An 18,329-nucleotide genomic window follows, 5' to 3' on the forward strand; every position below is an offset into this window, starting at 1 on the left:
CCGTCGCGCACTCCTCCACAGAAAGGCCCCTGCATGCGGCACGCCACAGAGCACGCGGACGTCGCGACGATCACGGACGTCGCCACGACGGACGTCGCCACGGAGGAATTGGAGTCGGTCCTGAGGGGCGGCCCCTTCCATGTCGCGCTGCGCGCCGCGATCGCCGCCCGCGGTCTGCCGCTGCAGCGCGTGCAGCACCATCTGTCGCGCTACGGGGTCAGGGTCGGCGTCACCAGCCTGAGTTACTGGCAGCAGGGTGCCCGGCGCCCGCAGCGCCCCGAGTCGTTGCGGGCCGTGCGGGCCCTGGAGGAGATCCTCCAGCTCCCTGAGGAGTCGTTGATCCGGCTGCTCGGCCACGCCGACGAGCACCTCGGCCCGGAACGGCCCGCCGGACGGCCGTACCGCTCGGTGGTGGAGGCCTCCGGTGTCCTGGAACGGCTTCTCTCCGAACTGGGGGTGCCGTTCGACGGCGGGGTACACACCGTCGGCCACCACGAGCGGGTCCGTGTCGGCGCGCGGCGGGAGCTGCTGGGCCGCGAGTCCCAGCACATCGTGCGCGCCCACGAGGACGGTGTCGACCGCTATGTGGCCGTCCACCACGGTGACCCGGGGTGCGCACCGGAGCGGATGGCCGTCCGAGCGCTGGAGAACTGCCGCAGCGGGCGGGTGCGGTGGGACCACGACACGGGGGTCCTCGTCGCGGAACTCCTCTTCGACACGCGGCTGCGCAGCGGCGACACGTTCCTCTTCCGCTACGGCTTCGACGACGGCACTGCCGGTGTCTGCGCCGAGTACGTCCGCGGCTTCCGTTCGGCGGGCGGCCAGTACGCCCTCCAGGTCCGCTTCGACGAACGCGCCCTGCCCGTACGCTGCCACCGCTTCAACCAGCACTCGGCGGCGGCCCCGCGCAGCGGCCGCCACCCCCTCCCCCTGAGCCGCCACCACAGCTCGGTCCACCTCGTCGAACCCCGCGTACGCACAGGCATCGTGGGGATCAGCTGGGACTGGGAGTGAGCGGCCGAAGGCGGGACGGCGGCTGAGAGTCCGGGGGCGGCTTATAGGGGAGCGGACATCAGGGAGCCGGGCGGCCCGGGGTTGTCCGGCGGCCCGGGGTTGTCCGGCGGCCCGGGGTTGTCCGGCGACAGGGGTGGTCGGGCGACAGGGGTGGTCGGGCGTCAGGGAACCTGGGTGTCGGCCGGGTCGATGCTGCGGCATGAGGCGTCGTGAGGGGCGGACGTGACGGTCGGGGCCCCGCACAAGGTGGTCGCCTTCGCGACATCCCACCCTCGCGGCACCCAACCCAACCCTTGCAGTGCTCGGCGGTCGCGGAGCGGCCGTCGCGGAGCGGCCGTCGCGGAGCGGCCGTCGCGGAGCGGCCGTCGCGGAGCGGCCGTCGCGGTGGTCAGGCGCATGGGATACCTTCCGGCCGAGAGTTCCGAGAAAGGATCCGCCTCGTGATCGTCGTCGCCGGTGAAGCCCTGATCGATCTGGTCCCCAGGGGCGCGGGCACGCTCGCCGATCTACGGCCGGCGCGTGGCGGTGGTCCCTACAACACGGCGGTGGCACTCGGCCGCCTCGGCTCCCCCACCGCATTCTGCTCGCGGATGTCGTACGACGCCTATGGCGAAGCCCTGTTGGACGGTCTGCGCGACGCGGGCGTGGAGGTGACCGCCGTACAGCGGGGCCCCGAGCCGACGACGCTCGCTCTGGCCCCGGTCGGCGAGGACGGCGCGGCCCGGTACTCCTTCTATGTCGAGGGCAGCGCCGACCGGCTGTTCGAGGCCCCCGACCGGCTCCCCGAGGGCACCCGCGCGGTTTCCTTCGGCACCTGCTCGCTGGTCCTGGAACCTGGCGCGAGCGCGTACGAGAAGCTGCTGCACGCCACTGCCGCCCAGGGCCTGTTCACCGCTCTCGACCCGAACATCCGGCCGGTTCTGATCCCCGACGCGGCCACCTACCGGGCCCGCTTCAAGAGCTGGCTGCCCTCGGTGTCCTTTCTCAAGCTCTCGGCGGAGGACGCGGAGTGGCTGGGCGGCACCCCACGTCTGTGGCTTGACTCCGGGCCCTCGGCGGTCGTCATCACCCACGGCGGCGACGGCCTGACCGTCCACACCCGCGCCGGACTCAAGCACTCCGTACCGGGCGAGGAGATCGACGTCGTCGACACCATTGGCGCCGGCGACACGGTCAACGCGGCCCTGCTCCACGGCCTGGCAACCTGGAACGCCCTCTCCACCGAAGCCCTCACGGACCTGGGCGCCGACGACTGGACCCGTTTGCTGCGCTTCGCAGCCCGCGCGGCGGCGATCACCTGCTCCCGAGCGGGCGCGGAGCCGCCGTACGCGGCGGAGGTGGGCGAGGTCTGAACCGCCTCAGCCGTGCGGACCCCGCGCGGCCCGAACAGGCGGCGGACGCGGTGGAGACGGCAGAGGCGGCACGTCGCCCCGCGCACCAGCGCCTCGGCTGAGCCACCGGTCAGCCGCTCACCGCGCGCAGGCCCCCGGATCCGCGGCCGTTGAGGTGGTCGAGGGCGATGGCGGTGGCCTCGTCGGCCGGAAGGTGGACGGTGAGGCGCTGACCGTCGTCCGGCAGGGCGAGCGTCTCGTACGACAGGCGCAGCCGCCCCGCCTCCGGGTGCTCGACGAGGTCCGTGCCGTTGCGCAGCGGCATCGCCGGTACGGCTTTCAGCCGCAGGGTGAACCGGGCTCCCGCGGTGACCGTCAACTCATCGGCCAGGGCGGCGACGTACGGATCCTGCAGGGAGGCCTCGTGGCGCAGGTGCGCGACCTGTTCGTCGGCGAGTCGCTCCCAGGCCGGATACACCACGCGGGCCCGTTCGTCGGTGAACAGATACCGCATGACATTGGGCTGGTCGCCGTCGAGCAGCCCGAGTGGGCGGGCGAACCGCTCATAGCCGGAGGTGAACGCCACGATGTCGCCGAGCCAGTTGAGCAGCACGGCCGGGGTGGGCTCCAGCCGGTCCAGGAGGGCCCGTACGCTGGGGCGCACGGTGCGGAGCGGCGGGGCGGCCGCCGTGCAGAGCGCCTTGTCGTCGCCGCTCTCCTTGGCCAGTCGGCGCAACAGGATCCGGTCCGGGACCCGCAGGTGCAGCGCGTCGCCGAGGGCACCGAGCACCTGGGGCGAGGGATTGCGATCCCGGCCCTGTTCCAGCCGGGTGAGGTACTCGACGCTGATTCCGGCGAGGGTGGCCAGCTCGGCGCGGCGCAGGCCGGGGGTGCGGCGGCGAGCTCCAGTGGGCAGGCCCACCTCGGCAGGGGTGATGGCCTCGCGGCGGCTGCGCAAAAAGTCGGCCAACTCGTTGTCGCTCACCCTTCGAACGTACAGGGTGTGCCGCCGCCGAGGGTGGCCCTCGTACTACCACCATCGGCCCGGTCTCCCTTCCGAGGTGCGGTACGACGGATGGTGGAGGCATGACTCAGGACAGCACCTCACCCGACCCGAACTCCACCGCTCTGCCCCTGTCCCCCGGCGACTGGGAACTCGACCCGCTGCACTCGGCCGTCAACTTCACGATCCGGCACCTCGGGATCGCGAAGGTGCGGGGCCGGTTCGAGCAGTTCACGGCCGAGTTGTACGCCGGTGGGACGGTCGACGACGTGCGAGTGAGCGCGGAGATCGCTCTGGCGTCCCTCGACACCGGGAACCCCGACCGTGACGCGCACACGCGCTCGGCCGATCTGCTCGATGTCGAGAAACGTCCGACGATGACCTTCCGCTCGACGCGGGTGCGTGGGGCGGGCGAGGAGTGGGCGATGGAAGGGGACTTGACCATCGGCGACGTGACCCGGCCGGTGACGCTCGCCGTCGAGTTCGGTGGGGTGGTGGACTCCCCCGGGGACGGTAGGAGGCACGCCGGGTTCGAGGCGACGGGCGAGATCCGGCGCAGCGACTTCGGGCTGGACTTCGGGGCCGGTCTTCTCGGTGATGTTGTCAAGGTGCAACTGGACATGCAGTTCGTCGAGCCCGTGCGGCGGGAGGGCTGATCACTGCAGGGCCAGGGCCGCTGATGGTGGAACGTGCGGCGGCCCGCGGGGAGTTCCCGCGGGCCGCCGCATTTTTCCGGACTTGACACGCCCTGCCCGTCTGGCACCTCAGACCTCGCGCACCGTGCCAGGCCTCAAGCCTTGCGCACCACCAGGCCTCAGGCCTTGCGCGCCACCAGGCCTCAGGCCTTGCGCGCCCGCGTGGTCTTCTTCGCGGGTGTCGCGGGTGTCGCCTTCTTCGTGGCCGCAGCCGTCTTCTTGGTGGCTGCGCTACTGGCCGGCGTGCTCTTGGCGGCCGTGGCCGTCCGGGCCGTCGCCGTCTTCTTGGCCGTCGACCCGGCGGCGACCGTCTTCTTGGCCGCGGCCTTGCGCGGCGCCTTTACAGAGGCGGCGTCACTGATCCGGTCAGCGCCGAGGATCTCCCGCAGGAACTTGCCCGTGTGGCTGGCCGGAACCCCGGCGACCTGCTCGGGCGTGCCCTCGGCGATGACGAGGCCACCGCCGGCGCCGCCCTCGGGACCCATGTCGACGACCCAGTCGGCGGTCTTGATGACATCGAGGTTGTGCTCGATGACGATGACCGTGTTGCCCTTGTCGACCAGGCCGGAGAGCACCTTGAGGAGCTTGCTGATGTCCTCGAAGTGCAGCCCGGTGGTCGGCTCGTCCAGGACGTAGACCGTGCGCCCGGTGGAGCGGCGCTGCAGCTCGCTGGCGAGTTTGACGCGCTGCGCCTCACCGCCGGACAGGGTGGTCGCGGACTGGCCGAGCCGGACGTAGCCGAGGCCGACGTCCTTGAGCGTGTTGAGGTGGCGGGCGATCGCGGGGACGGCTTCGAAGAAGTCCGTGGCCTCCTCGATCGGCATGTTCAGGACGTCGGCGATGGACTTGCCCTTGTAGTGGACCTCCAGGGTCTCCCGGTTGTACCGGGCACCGTGGCAGACCTCGCACGGGACGTAGACGTCCGGGAGGAAGTTCATCTCGATCTTGATGGTGCCGTCGCCCGCGCAGTTCTCGCAGCGGCCGCCCTTGACATTGAAGGAGAAGCGGCCGGGCAGATAGCCGCGGACCTTCGCCTCGGTGGTCTCGGCGAACAGCTTGCGCACGTGGTCGAAGACGCCCGTGTACGTCGCCGGGTTGGACCGGGGGGTGCGTCCGATCGGTGACTGGTCGACGTGCACGACCTTGTCGACGAGGTCGTCGCCGTCCACGCGCGTGTGGCGCCCCGGTACGTTCCTCGCGCCGTTCAGCTCGCGGGCCAGGTGCGTGTACAGGATGTCGTTGACCAGCGTGGACTTGCCGGAACCGGACACGCCGGTGACGGCGGTGAGGACGCCCAGCGGGAAGGACACGTCGATGTCCTGGAGGTTGTTCTCCCGGGCGCCGTGCACGGTGAGCTGCCGGGTCGGGTCGAGCGGGCGACGGATGTCGGGCAGCGGGATGGCCTTCTTGCCCGAGAGGTACTGCCCGGTCTGCGACTCGGCGTTGTCGAGCAGCTCCTTCAGGGAGCCGCTGTGCACGACCTTGCCGCCGTGCTCGCCCGCGCCGGGGCCGATGTCGACGATCCAGTCGGCCATCTTGATGGTGTCCTCGTCGTGCTCGACGACGATGAGCGTGTTGCCCATGTCGCGTAGCCGGACCAGGGTCTCGATGAGCCGGTGGTTGTCACGCTGGTGCAGACCGATGGAGGGCTCGTCGAGGACGTAGAGCACGCCGACGAGGCCGGAGCCGATCTGGGTGGCCAGACGGATGCGCTGGGCCTCACCGCCGGAGAGCGTGCCGGCCGCGCGGTTCAGCGAGAGGTAGTCCAGGCCGACGTCGACCAGGAACCGCAGCCGTTCGTTGACCTCTTTGAGCACCCGCTCGGCGATCTTCTTGTCGCGGGAGTTGAGCTTCAGCTCGCCCAGGAAGTCCGCGCAGTCGCTGATCGACATCGCGGAGACCTCGGCGATCGACTTCTCCATGACCGTGACCGCGAGGACGATCGGCTTCAGGCGTGTGCCCTCACAGGTGGGGCAGGGCACCTCGCGCATGTAGCCCTCGAAGCGCTCACGGCTGGCGTCGCTCTCGGCCTCGCTGTGCCGCCTCTTCACGAAGGGGACGGCGCCCTCGAAGGCCGTGGTGTACACGCGCTCGCGGCCGTACCGGTTGCGGTAGCGGACCTCGATCTGGGTCTTGTGGCCGTACAGCAGGGCCTTCCTCGCACGCTGCGGAAGCCCGGCGAAGGGGATGTCCGTCCGGAAACCCAACGCGTCCGCGAGGGCTCCGATGAGGCGGCCGAAGTAGTCCTTGGTGTGGCCGTGCGACCAGGGGTGGATGGCGCCCTCGTCGAGCGACTTGTCCTCGTCCGGGACGATCAGCTCGGGGTCGACCTCCATGCGCGTACCGATGCCGGAGCAGTCGGGACAGGCACCGAAGGGCGAGTTGAAGGAGAAGGAACGGGGTTCCAGCTCCTCGAAGGACAGGTCGTCGTAAGGGCAGTACAGGTGCTCCGAGAACATGCGCTCGCGCTCGGGGTCGTCCTCGGGGAGGTCGACGAAGTCGAGCACGACCATGCCGCCGGAGAGGCCGAGGGCGGTCTCCACGGAGTCGGTGAGGCGGCGCTTGGCGGAGTCCTTCACCGTGAGGCGGTCGATGACCACCTCGATGGTGTGCTTCTCCTGCTTCTTCAGGGTGGGCGGGTGGGAGAGCTGCACCGTCTCGCCGTCCACCCGCGCGCGGCTGTACCCCTTGGTCTGGAGGTCGGCGAAGAGGTCGACGAACTCGCCCTTGCGCTCCCGCACCAGCGGCGACAGCACCTGGAAGCGGCTCCCCTCCGGCAGCTCCAGCACCCGGTCGACGATGGCCTGCGGCGACTGGCGCGAGATCGGCCGACGGCACTGGGGACAGTGCGGCTTGCCGATGCGCGCGAAGAGCAGACGCAGGTAGTCGTAGACCTCGGTGATCGTGCCGACCGTCGAGCGCGGGTTGCGCGAGGTCGACTTCTGGTCGATGGAGACCGCCGGGGACAGACCTTCGATGAAGTCGACGTCGGGCTTGTCCATCTGCCCGAGGAACTGCCGGGCGTACGAGGAGAGCGACTCGACGTACCGGCGCTGCCCCTCGGCGAAGATCGTGTCGAAGGCCAGCGAGGACTTGCCCGACCCCGACAGGCCCGTGAAGACGATGAGCGAGTCGCGTGGCAGGTCGAGCGAGACGTTCTTCAGGTTGTGCTCGCGCGCGCCACGGACGATGAGACGGTCGGCCACGCCGGTCCGCACCTTTCTTGAGTGAAGTGACAGGGGCCGGAGCCCCCGTCCTCCACAGACTAGGGGGAGCCACTGACAGCGCCGGTCCTGTTTCCCCGTTCCCACAACAATCCCGGGCCTTCCAGCATGCCCGACGCCACGACCGACCATATAGCACGTGCATTCGATTTACGGCCGCAGTCCGCTGTCTTCACCCGAAGGTGTGGCCGGGGCTAGGGTCGACGTCATGATGGATCACGCCCGTGACCTGGCCTCTGTATGCGAAGCGACCGACCGGCTACTCACCGCGGTCGCCGAACGGGACAACGCCGCTGTGACACAGCCGTCACGGCTGCCCGGCTGGACCCGTGGTCACGTCCTCGCCCACCTCGCCCGCAACGCTGACGCGCTCGTGAACGTCCTCGAAGGGCGGCCCATGTACGTCTCCGGGGAGGCCCGGGACGCCGACATCGAGCGGGGCGCGCCACGGCCCCTGGACACGCAGCTCGCCGATGTGCGCCTGAGCGCGAACCGTTTCCGGGACGCCGCCTCCGTCCCGGCGGACTGGTCGCGCACGGTCGAGCTGCGCAACGGCGTCACCGAGTCGGCGTCCCGGGTGCCGTTCCGGCGCTGGATCGAGGTGGAGCTCCATCACGTGGACCTGGGGATCGGGTACGAGCTGGAGGACCTGCCGGAGGAGTTCACCCAGCGCGAGATCGACTTCCTGGCCGATCGGTTCCGCGACCACCCCGGCGTTCCCTCGATGATGATCAAACAGGACGACGGGCGCGTGATCTCCACCGGGGCCGTCGGGTCCGTCCCCCCGGAACACCTCGAAAGCGGCCGTCACCTCACGGTCGGCGGCACCCGCGCCGACCTCCTCGGTTGGCTGGCCGGACGGCGAGACGGAGCCGCGCTGCACGTCGAGGGAGGCACCCTGCCCGCCCTCCCCCCGCTGTAGCGGCCGCGTGTGCCCCCGCGTCCTAGACTGACGACCATGACGTACAGCGGAGCGGTGAAGGTCGGCGGTCCGGCGGATGTGCACGAGCTGCCGGACCTGATGATCTCCAAGGTCGCGGTCGGCCCGATGGACAACAACGCCTATCTGCTGCGCTGCCGGGCCACCGACGAGCAGCTGCTGATCGACGCCGCGAACGACGCCGGCACGCTGCTCACACTGATCGGTGACGACGGGATCGCGTCCGTCGTCACCACGCACCAGCACGGTGACCACTGGCAGGCACTCGCCGAGGTGGTGGCCGCCACGGGCGCCCGTACGCACGCGGGCCGGGACGACGCCGAGGGCATCCCCGTGACCACCGACGTGCTCGTCGACGACGGCGACACGCTCCGGGTGGGGCGCGTGGAACTCACCGCGCGCCATCTGGTCGGCCACACGCCGGGCTCGATCGCCTTGGTCTACGACGACCCGCACGGGCATCCGCACGTGTTCACCGGAGACTGCCTCTTCCCGGGCGGTCCTGGTCGGACGACACGGCCGGAGGAGTTCAACTCCTTGATGGACGGCCTGGAGACCAAGGTGTTCGACGTCCTGCCCGATGAGACCTGGGTCTACCCCGGTCACGGCAATGACACCACCCTCGGCGCGGAGCGGCCCCACCTCGCGGAGTGGCGCGCACGAGGCTGGTAACCGTCCAACGACGGCCGCCCCGTTTCGAAACCGAAGCGGGGCGGCCGCGCGTTCAGGCCCGTCGACGCTCGAGGAGCGTCATGCCCTACGGAGGGCTGCCCGGCGCGATTCCCACTCTTCAGGTTGCGCTGCCTCGTCTCGGCAGGAAGCTTGCTCCGGGTCGTCCGGCGGGCGCACAACGCCTGGCCCCGTACGCACGAAGCAGGTAAGCACTGAGTCTTCCTGGCCGCCGTGACGGATGGCCCCGCGCTTGGTCACCAGGACCGGGCGAGGGCCACCGCTTGTCCGGCTCACAGATCCTCGGTGTCACGCACGTCAATCTCGCACTCCAGATCGGGAATCACATCGAGCTGCTTCTTCACCGCCTCACGGGCATCACCGGTCAGCGATACCGATACCTCGGCGGGGACGCCAGGAGCGTCCGAGCGGTTGACGGATGCCACGATCGCATCCGGATCCACGTTCTCCAGCGCGTGGAGAACGTCGTCGACACGGTCGTTCCGCACAGTCGTCGCGACGTAGGTACGGACAGTCATGTTTGTCTCCCTGGTGGTAGCCCCACTCCTCCGGCCCGCCACCCGCCGTCCTCGTCGGGCGGGTATACGACCACGGGCGGAAGCCATGCCGCCAGCCTCACCCCGGCGGAGGCAGAGCGCATCCGCACCCGTTCACGCGAGCACGAAAGGCGTGCCAAGGACGTGCCGTCTGCCGTGTCTTGGAACTCAGGCAGCGCACGAAGTCGCGGCGGGGCGCCGACCCGCGGTGACCAGCGATGCGCACGACGGGCAGCGGTACGACCTGACCGGGCCAGAGCTGCTGACGTTCGCAGACCAGGCGGCGTTCCTGGAGGGCGTGCTGGAACGGCCAGTCAAGATCACCGACACGAATGCGCTCGACCAGTTGCCGGCCGGGATGAGCACTGGCATCGGCTGGGCGCGGGCCGGCGGTGCGGCCTACGTCACCGACCACGTGCCCCAGGTGCTCGGCCGACCGGCGGGCACGTTCGAGCGGTGGGCACGTGACCATCGGGAGGCATTCGCGGCAATGCCGTAACCCACTGCCGCCGACAGCCGCCAGGCTCTCGTAGCTCAAGGGACAGATCCCGTTCTCCCTGGGTGCTTCACTGGAGCTGGTGAGAACTCGCGCAGATGGTGTGGGCTCATGGTCGCCGGGTGGGGCGGTCGTCCCAGCGGTGGGTGGTCCAGGCGCGGCGGTGGTGAACTCCTCGCCGCGCTCCGACAGTTGGGGGACACGCACGGGGCTCGCGGCGGCCCCCCGCACGCGCCCCGTGTGAATCGAACGCACGCGCCGGTGCCCCACGCGCGCTCCCGGCGCACGCCGTGGCGTAGTCCAATGGAGGCAGGTCCGCACGGGATGACGGCTCCTGTGCGGATGGGCCGCCGGCCTCTCCAACCCCGCCCTCGGCCGGCGGCCCCGCCCAGCGTTCACAAGAATGCGACGCTCATTCCCACATGGCAGACAATCGCCCGGTTTGACCTCGACAGACAGAACACCGCGCTGCCAATCTCACGCCATGCGCCCTGTCCTGCAGGGCACCGCGGAGCAGGTCTTCGGCGGCCCGCGGCAGGAACGCACACGGCGGTTCCTGCGACGGATCGTGGAGGCGGGCCGCCTCGACGGATCATGGAGGCGGGCCGCCTGGAAGAGGCGGACGCCTGGAGAGCGGGCATCACGGCGTCGGTCGTCGGGCGCGGGGGCCAGGCACCGGTCTCCGGGCGCGGTGCTTACGCGTCGGTCTGCAGGCGGCTGCTCACGCCTCCGCCTCCCCCACCCCCGCCAGAGCGGCGACCCGCTCCACGCCGAACACATAGCCCTGCACGCCGCAGCCGGCGATGACCCCGTCGGCGCGCAGGGAGACGTACGAGTGGTGCCGGAACGACTCGCGCCGGTGGATGTTGGAGATGTGGACCTCCAGCACCGGCAGCCCGTCGCAGGTGTTGAGGGCGTCGAGGATCGCCACGGACGTGTGCGAGTAGGCACCGGGATTGATGACGATCCCGCTGTGGTGGAGCCGCGCCTCGTGGATCCAGTCGACCAGTTCGCCCTCGTGGTTGGACTGCCGGAAGTCCACCGTGCCCCCGTGAGCGGCTGCCGCCTTGGCGCACATCGCCTCGACGTCCGCGAGCGTGTCGGAGCCGTAGATCTCGGGCTGCCGCTGACCCAGAAGGTTCAGATTGGGGCCGTTGAGGATCATGATCGGGGCGTTGGCCAGGGTGCGGGGCACGGTTCCTCCGGTCCGTTCGGGGTGGGCGGCCCGTCGGGACCGCTGCTCGCACCCGGTTTATCACGGTGAAACGGTGAGTCGATGGGTCATAGCCTCACCGCATGACCACTCCCTCGTACCCTCCCAAGCCCTCGCCCGGCGACCGTGTCGCCGTCATCTCGCCCGGCGCCGGTCTGCCCGGACTCTTTCCCCGCCCCTTCGAACTGGGCCTGGAACGGCTGCGCGAGGAGTACGGCCTCGAACCGGTCGAGTATCCGACGACCCGGAAGATGGGCGCGACGCCCCGGGAGCGGGCCGACGATGTCCACGCGGCCTTCGCCGACCCGGACATCAAGGCGGTCTTCACCTCGATCGGCGGCGACGACCAGATCACCGTGCTACCGCTGCTCGACCGGGAGTTGCTGCGGGCCAACCCCAAACCCTTCTTCGGCATGAGCGACAACACCAACTGCCTGGCGTTCCTGTACAACTCCGGGGTCGTCGGCTATCACGGCGGGACCGTGATGACGTCGCTGGGCAGGTCCGGCGCGATGGACCCGCTGACCGCCGAGTCCCTGCGCGCGGCCCTGTTCACCTCGGGGCCCTACGAACTGCGGCCCGCCGAGCGCTTCAACGACGTCGACCGGGACTGGGCCGACCCGGCGACCTTCGACGCGCAACCGGAGACCGTGCCCGGCACCGGGTGGACCTGGGTGAACCCCGGCCGCGTGGTGGAGGGCCGCTGCTGGGGCGGCTGTCTGGAGATCCTCGGCTGGTTGCTGATGGCCGACCGCGAGGTGCCGCGCGACCTCTCCGTCCTCGACGGCGGCGTGCTCTTCCTGGAGACCTCGGAGGAACTGCCGAGCGGCGAGGAGGTCTTCCGCACCCTGCGGAACATGGGCGAGCGCGGTCTGCTCCGGCGGTTCTCCGCACTCCTGATGGGCCGTCCCAAGACCTGGTCCTTCGAGCGGCCCAACGCCCCTGAGGACGCCGCTCGTTACGCGGCCGGACAGCGGGAGGCCGTGCTGCGCGCGATGCGGACGTACGCCCCCGACGCCACGATCGTCCTCGATGTGGACCTCGGTCACACCGATCCGCAACTCGTCATCCCCTACGGGGGCGTGATCAGGGTCGACGGGCCCGCACGGCGCATCACCGTGACGTACTGAGGTCTCTTGACGCCTCCTGAGCCCCACTGACGCCGTACGGGCCTCCGCACGCCCCCGTAACCGTCGGTCACTGTGGGTAGTTGACGCGGCATGGAACCAGCACGCACCGTGAAACCGCCCTCCATGCTGCGACTCGCGGCCGCCGCGCTCGCCGGGACGGCCATCGAGTTCTACGACTTCTTCGTCTATGGGACGGCCGCGGCCCTCGTCCTCGGGCCACTGTTCTTCCCGACGTTCTCGCCCCTGGCGGGCACCCTCGCGGCCTTCGCGACCTTCGGAGTCGGATTCGTGGCGCGGCCGCTGGGCTCGGTGCTGTTCGGGCACATCGGGGACCGGCACGGCAGACGGCCGGTCCTCGTCGCCTCGCTGCTGCTGACCGGAGGCGCGACCGTGGCGGTCGGCTGCGTCCCCACGTTCGACTCGATCGGCGTGACCGCCCCTTTCCTCCTCCTTGTGCTGCGCTTCCTGCAAGGGCTCGGGCTGGGCGGGGAATGGGGCGGTGCGGTGCTGCTGACGGCGGAGCACGCGCCTGCCGAGCGGCGTGCTCTCTGGTCGAGCTTCCCGCAGGTCGGGCCAGCCGTGGGCTTCCTGCTGGGCAACGGGGTGATGCTGGCGCTGTCGGCGGGCCTGACCGAGGCCCAGTTCACCGCGTGGGGCTGGCGGGTGCCCTTCTGGGCGGCGGGCGTGCTGGCAGTGGCGGGGCTGTGGCTGCGCTCGTCGCTCACCGAGAGCCCCCAGTTCCTGGAGATCGACGATCACGCGCGGGTGCCGCTCGCCGAGGTGGTGCGCGGACACTGGCGCCTCGTCCTGCTGACGGCCGGGGCACTCGCGATCGGGTACGCGGTGTTCTACTCGGTGACCACCTGGTCCCTCGCGTACGGGACCGAACGGCTCGGGGTGAGCCGTACCGTCATGCTGACCTGCATCATGGCGGCCGTGGTGGTGAAGGGCGCTCTGACACCGCTGGCGGCGGTGCTGGGCGACCGGTACGGGCGCCGCCCGATGTGTCTGACCGGCTGTGCCGTCACCGTCTTGTGGATGTTCCCCATGGTCGCGTTGCTGTCGACGGGTGAGCCCTTGCTGATCTTCTTCGGCTTCCTCGTGGCGATGCTCGCGTTCGTCACGATGTTCGCCGTCATCGCCGCGTATCTGCCGGAGCTGTACGAGCCCCGGGTGCGCTGCACGGGGGCGGCTGTCGGCTACAACCTCGGCGGGGTGGTCGGTGGCGCACTGACACCGATCGTGGCCACCGCCGTGGCGCAGGGCGGACGGGTGCCTTGGGGTGTGGGCGCCTATCTGACCGGCATCGCCCTGCTGAGTCTGGGTTGCTTCGCGCTGCTGCCGGAGACCCGACCGGTGCCACGGGCGACGGCGGCGGGGGCGGAGGCAACCGCCGGGTGACGTGGGGGACGGCTGTCAGACGGAGGCGGATACACGGCGGGGTGAGCGCCGCTGCTAGGGCGTGCCGGTGCCACGTGACCGGTGCTAAGGGTTGACCGCCAGCTCCAGGTACGCCGCGAACAGCACCAGATGGACCCCACCCTGGAGCGGTGTGGCGCGTCCTGGGACGACGGTCAGCGAGGCCACCACCACGGTCAGGGCGAGCAGCACCATATGGGTGGCACCGAGGCCGAGGACGAGCGGACCGGACAGCCAGACGGAGGCGAGGGCGACGGCCGGGATGGTCAGGCCGATGCTGGCCATCGCGGAGCCGAGGGCGAGATTGAGGCTGGTCTGGACGCGGTCGCGTCGAGCCGCGCGCAGGGCGGCAATGGTCTCGGGCAGCAGCACGAGCAGCGCGATGATCACACCGACGACGGCGTGCGGCAGTCCGGCCGCCTCGACACCGGACTCGATCGTGGGTGAGACGCCCTTGGCGAGACCGACCACGCCGACAAGCGCCAGGCCGAGCAGTCCGAGGCTGATCCCGGCGGTGCGGGCCGAGGGCGCCTCGGCGTGGTCGTCCTGGGTGATCACCTCGCCCAGCCGGGTGATCGGCAGGAAATAGTCCCGGTGGCGCACGGTCTGGGTGGCGACGAACAGACCGTACAGGGCCAGGGAGGACAGGGCGGCGAAGGTGAGCTGGGCCGTGGAGAACTCCGGGCCCGGCTTGCTGGTGGTGAAGGTGGGCAGGACCAAACTGAGCGTGGCCAGCGTCGCGACCGTCGAGAGGGCCGCGCCGGTGCCCTCCGGGTTGAAGACGGCGAGCCCGTGGCGCAGTGAGGCGACGAGCAGGCACAGGCCGACGATGCCGTTGCAGGTGATCATCACGGCGGCGAAGACGGTGTCGCGGGCGAGGGTCGCGCTCTTGTCACCGCCGTCCGCCATCAATGTGACGATCAGCGCGACCTCGATGATCGTCACGGCGACGGCGAGGACGAGGGAACCGAACGGCTCACCGACCCGGTGTGCGACGACCTCGGCGTGGTGGACGGCGGCCAGTACGGCTCCCGCCAGCACCAGTGTCACCACGGCCACGGCCGCACCGGGCAGCTCACGCCCCCAGGTGAGAACGAGCAGGACGACTGCGGTCCCCGGGACGACGGCAGTCCATCGCGTCGTGAGCGACCGGAGCCGAGCGAGCATACGGTGATCCTTTCAGGCGTGAAGAAGCCCCGCACTCCGGGCGACGCGGTGGATCTACGTCTCCGTGGTACGGGGCCCCATCATTGAGTTGCTGTGCGGTGTCTGCCCTGGTCAGGCCTCGATGCTGTCCTTCTCCGCGCCTTCGGCCTTCTTCTGCTCGGCATTTGCCTGCGCCTGCTTCTTGGACGCGATCAGGCTGGTGATCGTGGTGACGATCAGAACCGCGCAGATCACTCCGAGCGACACCGGTATGGAGATCTCGGGAACGTGTACCCCGGACTCGTGCAGTGCATGCAGCACCAGCTTCACACCGATGAAGCCGAGGATGACCGACAGACCGTAGGACAGGTGGACCAGCTTCTTCAGCAGGCCGCCGATGAGGAAGTAGAGCTGCCGCAGGCCCATCAGCGCGAACGCGTTGGCCGTGAACACGATGTACGGGTCCTGGGTCAGACCGAAGATCGCCGGGATCGAGTCCAGCGCGAAGAGGACATCGGTGGTGCCGATCGCGAGCATGACGACCAGCATCGGCGTCATGACGCGCTTGCCGTTCTGCTCGATCCACAGCTTGGTGCCGTGGTAGCGGTCGGCGACACCGAAGCGCTTCTCGGCGGCCTTGAGGAGCTTGTTCTCCTCCCAGTCCTCCTCCGCCTCGTCGGCCCTGGCCTCCTGGATGAGCTTCCAGGCGGTGTAGATCAGGAACGCGCCGAAGATGTAGAAGACCCAGGCGAAGCTGGCGAGGATCGCCGCGCCCGCCGCGATGAATATCGCGCGGAGCACCAGGGCGATCAGCACACCGATCAGCAGCACCCGCTGCTGATACTGCGAGGGCACCGCGAACTTCGCCATGATCAGGACGAAGACGAAGAGGTTGTCGACGCTCAGGGACTTCTCGGTGATGAAGCCCGCGAAGAACTCTCCGGCCGGCTGACCGCCGGCGAAGACGAGCAGCCCGAGTCCGAAGAGGGCGGCCAGGACGATCCAGACGACCGTCCAGATTCCGGCTTCCTTGATGGACACGTCATGGGGCTTGCGGCCGATGAAGAAGTCGACCGCGATGAGGGCGGCAAGGCCCAGAACAGTCGTGACCCACAGGGTCGTGGAAACATCCACTGCGCCTCCGGCAGTACGTAACGGCAAATTTCAGCGTCGTCGCTACCGGAGGTCTCTTCCACCCGGTCCTCCAGGGCGTTCCACAACGCCTGGTGCCGCCGGGCCGACGCCCCGGGATCTGGCCTGATCCGTATTGACGGGTACGCCGCAGCATGTAGGGAGTACTCCCCTCCGCACGAAAAGAGTACCCAATCACCAAGAGAAGGTAAAGGGAGAGGCAAAGAAAGAATCAAAACTGCTGGTCACGGAGCTTTACGAGAGTTTGGTGCGGGGTGGTGCTCACCGGTTCCAGGAGCGGCGGGCCTCCGCGACCCGGGTGAGTACGCCGTGCAGGACCCGGCTGCCGGGCGGGACGCTCGCGGGCTCGTACGTCCATGCGTGCCCGACCCAGGGGTCGGCGAGGTGGTCGTCCGGGGTGGGCGTGAGTCGCAGCAGCGAACGCCACAACGGGTCGAGCAACGGCCCGTAGGCGGCGGCCTCCTGCCGGTCGGCGACCATCATCAGATGGACGCCGACAGCCGGGCCCTCGTCCGCGAGGTAGCGGAGCTGGGTCACGGCGCGGTCGTCGAACCCGTGCGGAAAGTCGTTGACGATCAGCAACTGCTCGGCCGTGTCGAACCCCGGGGGCAGTGCGTCGGCCGCGCCACCGCGGATCGCCATCTGTACGAGGTCGACCCGCTGGGTCAGCCGTCCCAGGACCTCCGCGACGCCCGCGGCCCCGGCGGCGGGCGGTCCGGTGAGCACACCGGCCCCCACCAGCGGTGCCAACGCGGACGTGCCGGCCCCGGCCGCATCGATGACATGCACCGCGAACTCACCCGGCGGATAGACGGCGAGCAGACGGGCCGCGATCGCCACCGCCGTGTCCAGCGCGAGACGGCGTAGCTCGTCGGAGTCGGCGAGCGAGCCGCGAGAACCGGAGCGACCACTGTCGATCCACAGGCCGCGCTCCAGGGGCAGTCGGACCAGCATCGGGATGCGCACGCCGTCGCTCTCCGGGAGGTGGAGGTCGCCGAGGCGCAGGGCCATCGGTATCTCCATCGGCACCCGGTAGCCGTGCCAGACCGGGTTGTCCCAGCTCGCGAACGCCGGGGGCAGCGCGGGTTCGACGACATCGGCCTCGGCCCGGAGCTGGGCGAGGTCGCGGTCGAGGGCGGCCCTGGCCTGGTCCACGAGCTGGGCGTGCCGGGCGCGGGCGGACTCGCGCGCGGCGTCGCCCTGACCGCCGGTGCGGCTGCGCGGGTCGGACAGGACCCTGTCCAGCTCCTGCTCCATGCGGGACTCGGCGAAGTCGACCGCACTGCGGTACGCGGCCGTGGTACGGGCGAGGTCCTCGAACATGCCCCATACCTGGTTGTACAGCCGCTCCTCCATGGACCAGCCGGTCGCGTCCCCGGCGACGGGCCGTGCGGGCTGCCCCGACTGAGCCGGGGGCGCGGTTGGCGGGGGCGGTGGAGGCGCGGTGGTCTGTCGACCGGGGTGGCTGTAGTTGACGGAATCGGTCGTGGGCGAGGCGGGCCGGCCGCCGGGGGCCGGGTCGGTCGGCACCGGGCCACCGTGCCGCGCGGACGCGTGGTCGGGCGGCGTGGCGTCGTGGGACGAGCCGTACGGAGGTGTGGTGCCGTACGGGGAGGCGGGCTGGTGTCCCTGCTGGGACGGCGTGTCACCGGCCAGGCCCTGCGGGGGCGTGCCGCCGTGGGTCTGGTCGGGGCCCGACGCGGGTGCGGCGGTCCGGCGGGGGCGGTCCGCGTCCGACAGGCGGGGCGGGGGTGCGGACACCGAGCGGGCGAGCCCCTGGGCCACCGCCTCGTGGATGCCGCCCGCGAGCTGCTGCGCCTGGGGCAGGCCCTGGTCTGCGAACAACTCCGCGAGGCCGCCCGCGTACCCCTGGCCGACCGCGCGGACCTTCCAGGCCCCCTGCCTGCGGTACAGCTCCAGGGCGATGACGGCGGACTCCGCCTCCAGATCGGTGAGGGTGTAGCTGGCGACCTCGGTGCCGTCGAGGCCGGTGACCGCGACGAAGGGGGCGGCGACGGCGCCGAACCGCCCCGGGCCGCCGTGCCCGGACGGCAGGGCGAGCAGCACGGTCACCCGGTGCACGGACGGCGCCAGGGCGTCGAGGTCCACGGCGAGGCGATGGTCGGCCGCCGCCTGTTGGGAGACCTCGATCCCCGGCAGGGTCGGCGCGCCCGGGTGGGCGACCCATTCCACGCCGGGCACCCGGCCTTGCTCGTCGCCGAGGGTTGCCCCGGCCACGAGCGGCGTGCCGGCCGAGACGCGGATCTCCAGTCGGACCTCGGGCAGCGGATGGTTCTGGCCCCGGACCAGCTCGGCCGTCATCGACTTCGTCCCCCTGTG

The 18,329-nt window shown here is 70.4% G+C and carries 15 protein-coding genes and 1 pseudogene; 9 read left to right on the forward strand and 7 right to left on the reverse strand.

Features of this window, described 5'->3' with window-relative positions:
- Window positions 1-33 precede the first annotated feature (33 nt).
- Together ACFY9I_RS26035 and ACFY9I_RS26040 are read left to right on the forward strand one after the other, a co-directional pair.
- Window positions 34-1,014 carry a hypothetical protein gene (locus tag ACFY9I_RS26035; RefSeq protein ID WP_391005542.1) on the forward strand — a complete coding sequence of 327 codons (981 nt, stop codon included), beginning with the start codon at window positions 34-36 and terminating at the stop codon, window positions 1,012-1,014.
- 440 nt (window positions 1,015-1,454) lie between these two features.
- The gene (locus ACFY9I_RS26040; protein WP_391005544.1) at window positions 1,455-2,366 is read left to right on the forward strand and encodes a PfkB family carbohydrate kinase; all 912 of its coding nucleotides are present in this window, start codon (window positions 1,455-1,457) and stop codon (window positions 2,364-2,366) included.
- A gap of 109 nt (window positions 2,367-2,475) precedes the next feature.
- On the opposite strand, the gene ACFY9I_RS26045 is transcribed toward ACFY9I_RS26040, so the two are convergent.
- Entirely contained in the window at window positions 2,476-3,330 is an 855-nt protein-coding gene (locus ACFY9I_RS26045; protein WP_391005546.1) for a helix-turn-helix domain-containing protein, read from the reverse strand.
- Between the two features lie 101 nt (window positions 3,331-3,431).
- Between ACFY9I_RS26045 and ACFY9I_RS26050 the strand changes: the two genes are divergently transcribed.
- Window positions 3,432-4,004: a YceI family protein gene (locus ACFY9I_RS26050; RefSeq protein ID WP_391005548.1), complete on the forward strand. Its 573-nt coding sequence runs from the start codon at window positions 3,432-3,434 to the stop codon at window positions 4,002-4,004.
- Window positions 4,005-4,186: 182 nt separating this feature from the next.
- Here the strand turns inward: ACFY9I_RS26050 and uvrA are convergent, their stop codons facing one another.
- On the reverse strand, window positions 4,187-7,249 hold the full coding sequence (uvrA, locus tag ACFY9I_RS26055) for an excinuclease ABC subunit UvrA (RefSeq protein ID WP_391005550.1): 3,063 nt from the start codon (window positions 7,247-7,249) through the stop codon (window positions 4,187-4,189).
- Window positions 7,250-7,475: 226 nt separating this feature from the next.
- Between uvrA and ACFY9I_RS26060 the strand changes: the two genes are divergently transcribed.
- Together ACFY9I_RS26060 and ACFY9I_RS26065 are read left to right on the forward strand one after the other, a co-directional pair.
- Window positions 7,476-8,189 carry a maleylpyruvate isomerase family mycothiol-dependent enzyme gene (locus tag ACFY9I_RS26060; protein WP_391005552.1) on the forward strand — a complete coding sequence of 238 codons (714 nt, stop codon included), beginning with the start codon at window positions 7,476-7,478 and terminating at the stop codon, window positions 8,187-8,189.
- Window positions 8,190-8,225: 36 nt separating this feature from the next.
- Window positions 8,226-8,879 (forward strand): MBL fold metallo-hydrolase, encoded by a 654-nt coding sequence (locus ACFY9I_RS26065; protein WP_391005553.1) that lies wholly within the window; start codon window positions 8,226-8,228, stop codon window positions 8,877-8,879.
- Window positions 8,880-9,169: 290 nt separating this feature from the next.
- Here the strand turns inward: ACFY9I_RS26065 and ACFY9I_RS26070 are convergent, their stop codons facing one another.
- Window positions 9,170-9,415, reverse strand: a complete 246-nt coding sequence (locus ACFY9I_RS26070; RefSeq protein WP_391005555.1) for a hypothetical protein — start codon at window positions 9,413-9,415, stop codon at window positions 9,170-9,172.
- Window positions 9,416-9,641: 226 nt separating this feature from the next.
- Between ACFY9I_RS26070 and ACFY9I_RS26075 the strand changes: the two genes are divergently transcribed.
- A complete protein-coding gene (locus ACFY9I_RS26075; protein ID WP_391005557.1) occupies window positions 9,642-9,932 on the forward strand; it encodes a hypothetical protein in 291 nt (96 codons plus the stop codon).
- Between the two features lie 496 nt (window positions 9,933-10,428).
- A pseudogene (locus ACFY9I_RS26080) lies at window positions 10,429-10,515 on the forward strand (peptide ABC transporter ATP-binding protein); the annotation flags it as partial.
- 135 nt (window positions 10,516-10,650) lie between these two features.
- Here the strand turns inward: ACFY9I_RS26080 and aroQ are convergent.
- Entirely contained in the window at window positions 10,651-11,124 is a 474-nt protein-coding gene (aroQ, locus tag ACFY9I_RS26085) for a type II 3-dehydroquinate dehydratase (RefSeq protein WP_391005559.1), read from the reverse strand.
- A 101-nt stretch (window positions 11,125-11,225) separates the two neighbouring features.
- Here aroQ and ACFY9I_RS26090 point away from each other — a divergent pair, with 101 nt between their 5' ends.
- Both ACFY9I_RS26090 and ACFY9I_RS26095 read left to right on the forward strand, forming a co-directional pair.
- Window positions 11,226-12,272, forward strand: a complete 1,047-nt coding sequence (locus ACFY9I_RS26090; RefSeq protein WP_391005561.1) for an LD-carboxypeptidase — start codon at window positions 11,226-11,228, stop codon at window positions 12,270-12,272.
- A 90-nt stretch (window positions 12,273-12,362) separates the two neighbouring features.
- Window positions 12,363-13,673 (forward strand): MFS transporter, encoded by a 1,311-nt coding sequence (locus ACFY9I_RS26095; protein WP_391005563.1) that lies wholly within the window; start codon window positions 12,363-12,365, stop codon window positions 13,671-13,673.
- 84 nt (window positions 13,674-13,757) lie between these two features.
- Here the strand turns inward: ACFY9I_RS26095 and ACFY9I_RS26100 are convergent, their stop codons facing one another.
- The 3 genes from ACFY9I_RS26100 to ACFY9I_RS26110 all read right to left on the reverse strand — a co-directional run bounded on the left by ACFY9I_RS26100 (window position 13,758) and on the right by ACFY9I_RS26110 (window position 18,311).
- Window positions 13,758-14,858 carry a calcium:proton antiporter gene (locus tag ACFY9I_RS26100; RefSeq protein WP_391005565.1) on the reverse strand — a complete coding sequence of 367 codons (1,101 nt, stop codon included), beginning with the start codon at window positions 14,856-14,858 and terminating at the stop codon, window positions 13,758-13,760.
- A gap of 111 nt (window positions 14,859-14,969) precedes the next feature.
- A complete protein-coding gene (locus ACFY9I_RS26105) occupies window positions 14,970-15,971 on the reverse strand; it encodes a TerC/Alx family metal homeostasis membrane protein (protein ID WP_391005566.1) in 1,002 nt (333 codons plus the stop codon).
- 279 nt (window positions 15,972-16,250) lie between these two features.
- Window positions 16,251-18,311, reverse strand: coding sequence for a TerD family protein (locus ACFY9I_RS26110; protein WP_391005568.1), 2,061 nt, complete (start codon window positions 18,309-18,311; stop codon window positions 16,251-16,253).
- Window positions 18,312-18,329 lie beyond the last annotated feature (18 nt).

The organism is Streptomyces sp. NPDC012510, from assembly GCF_042955065.1.
GTDB lineage: Bacteria > Actinomycetota > Actinomycetes > Streptomycetales > Streptomycetaceae > Streptomyces.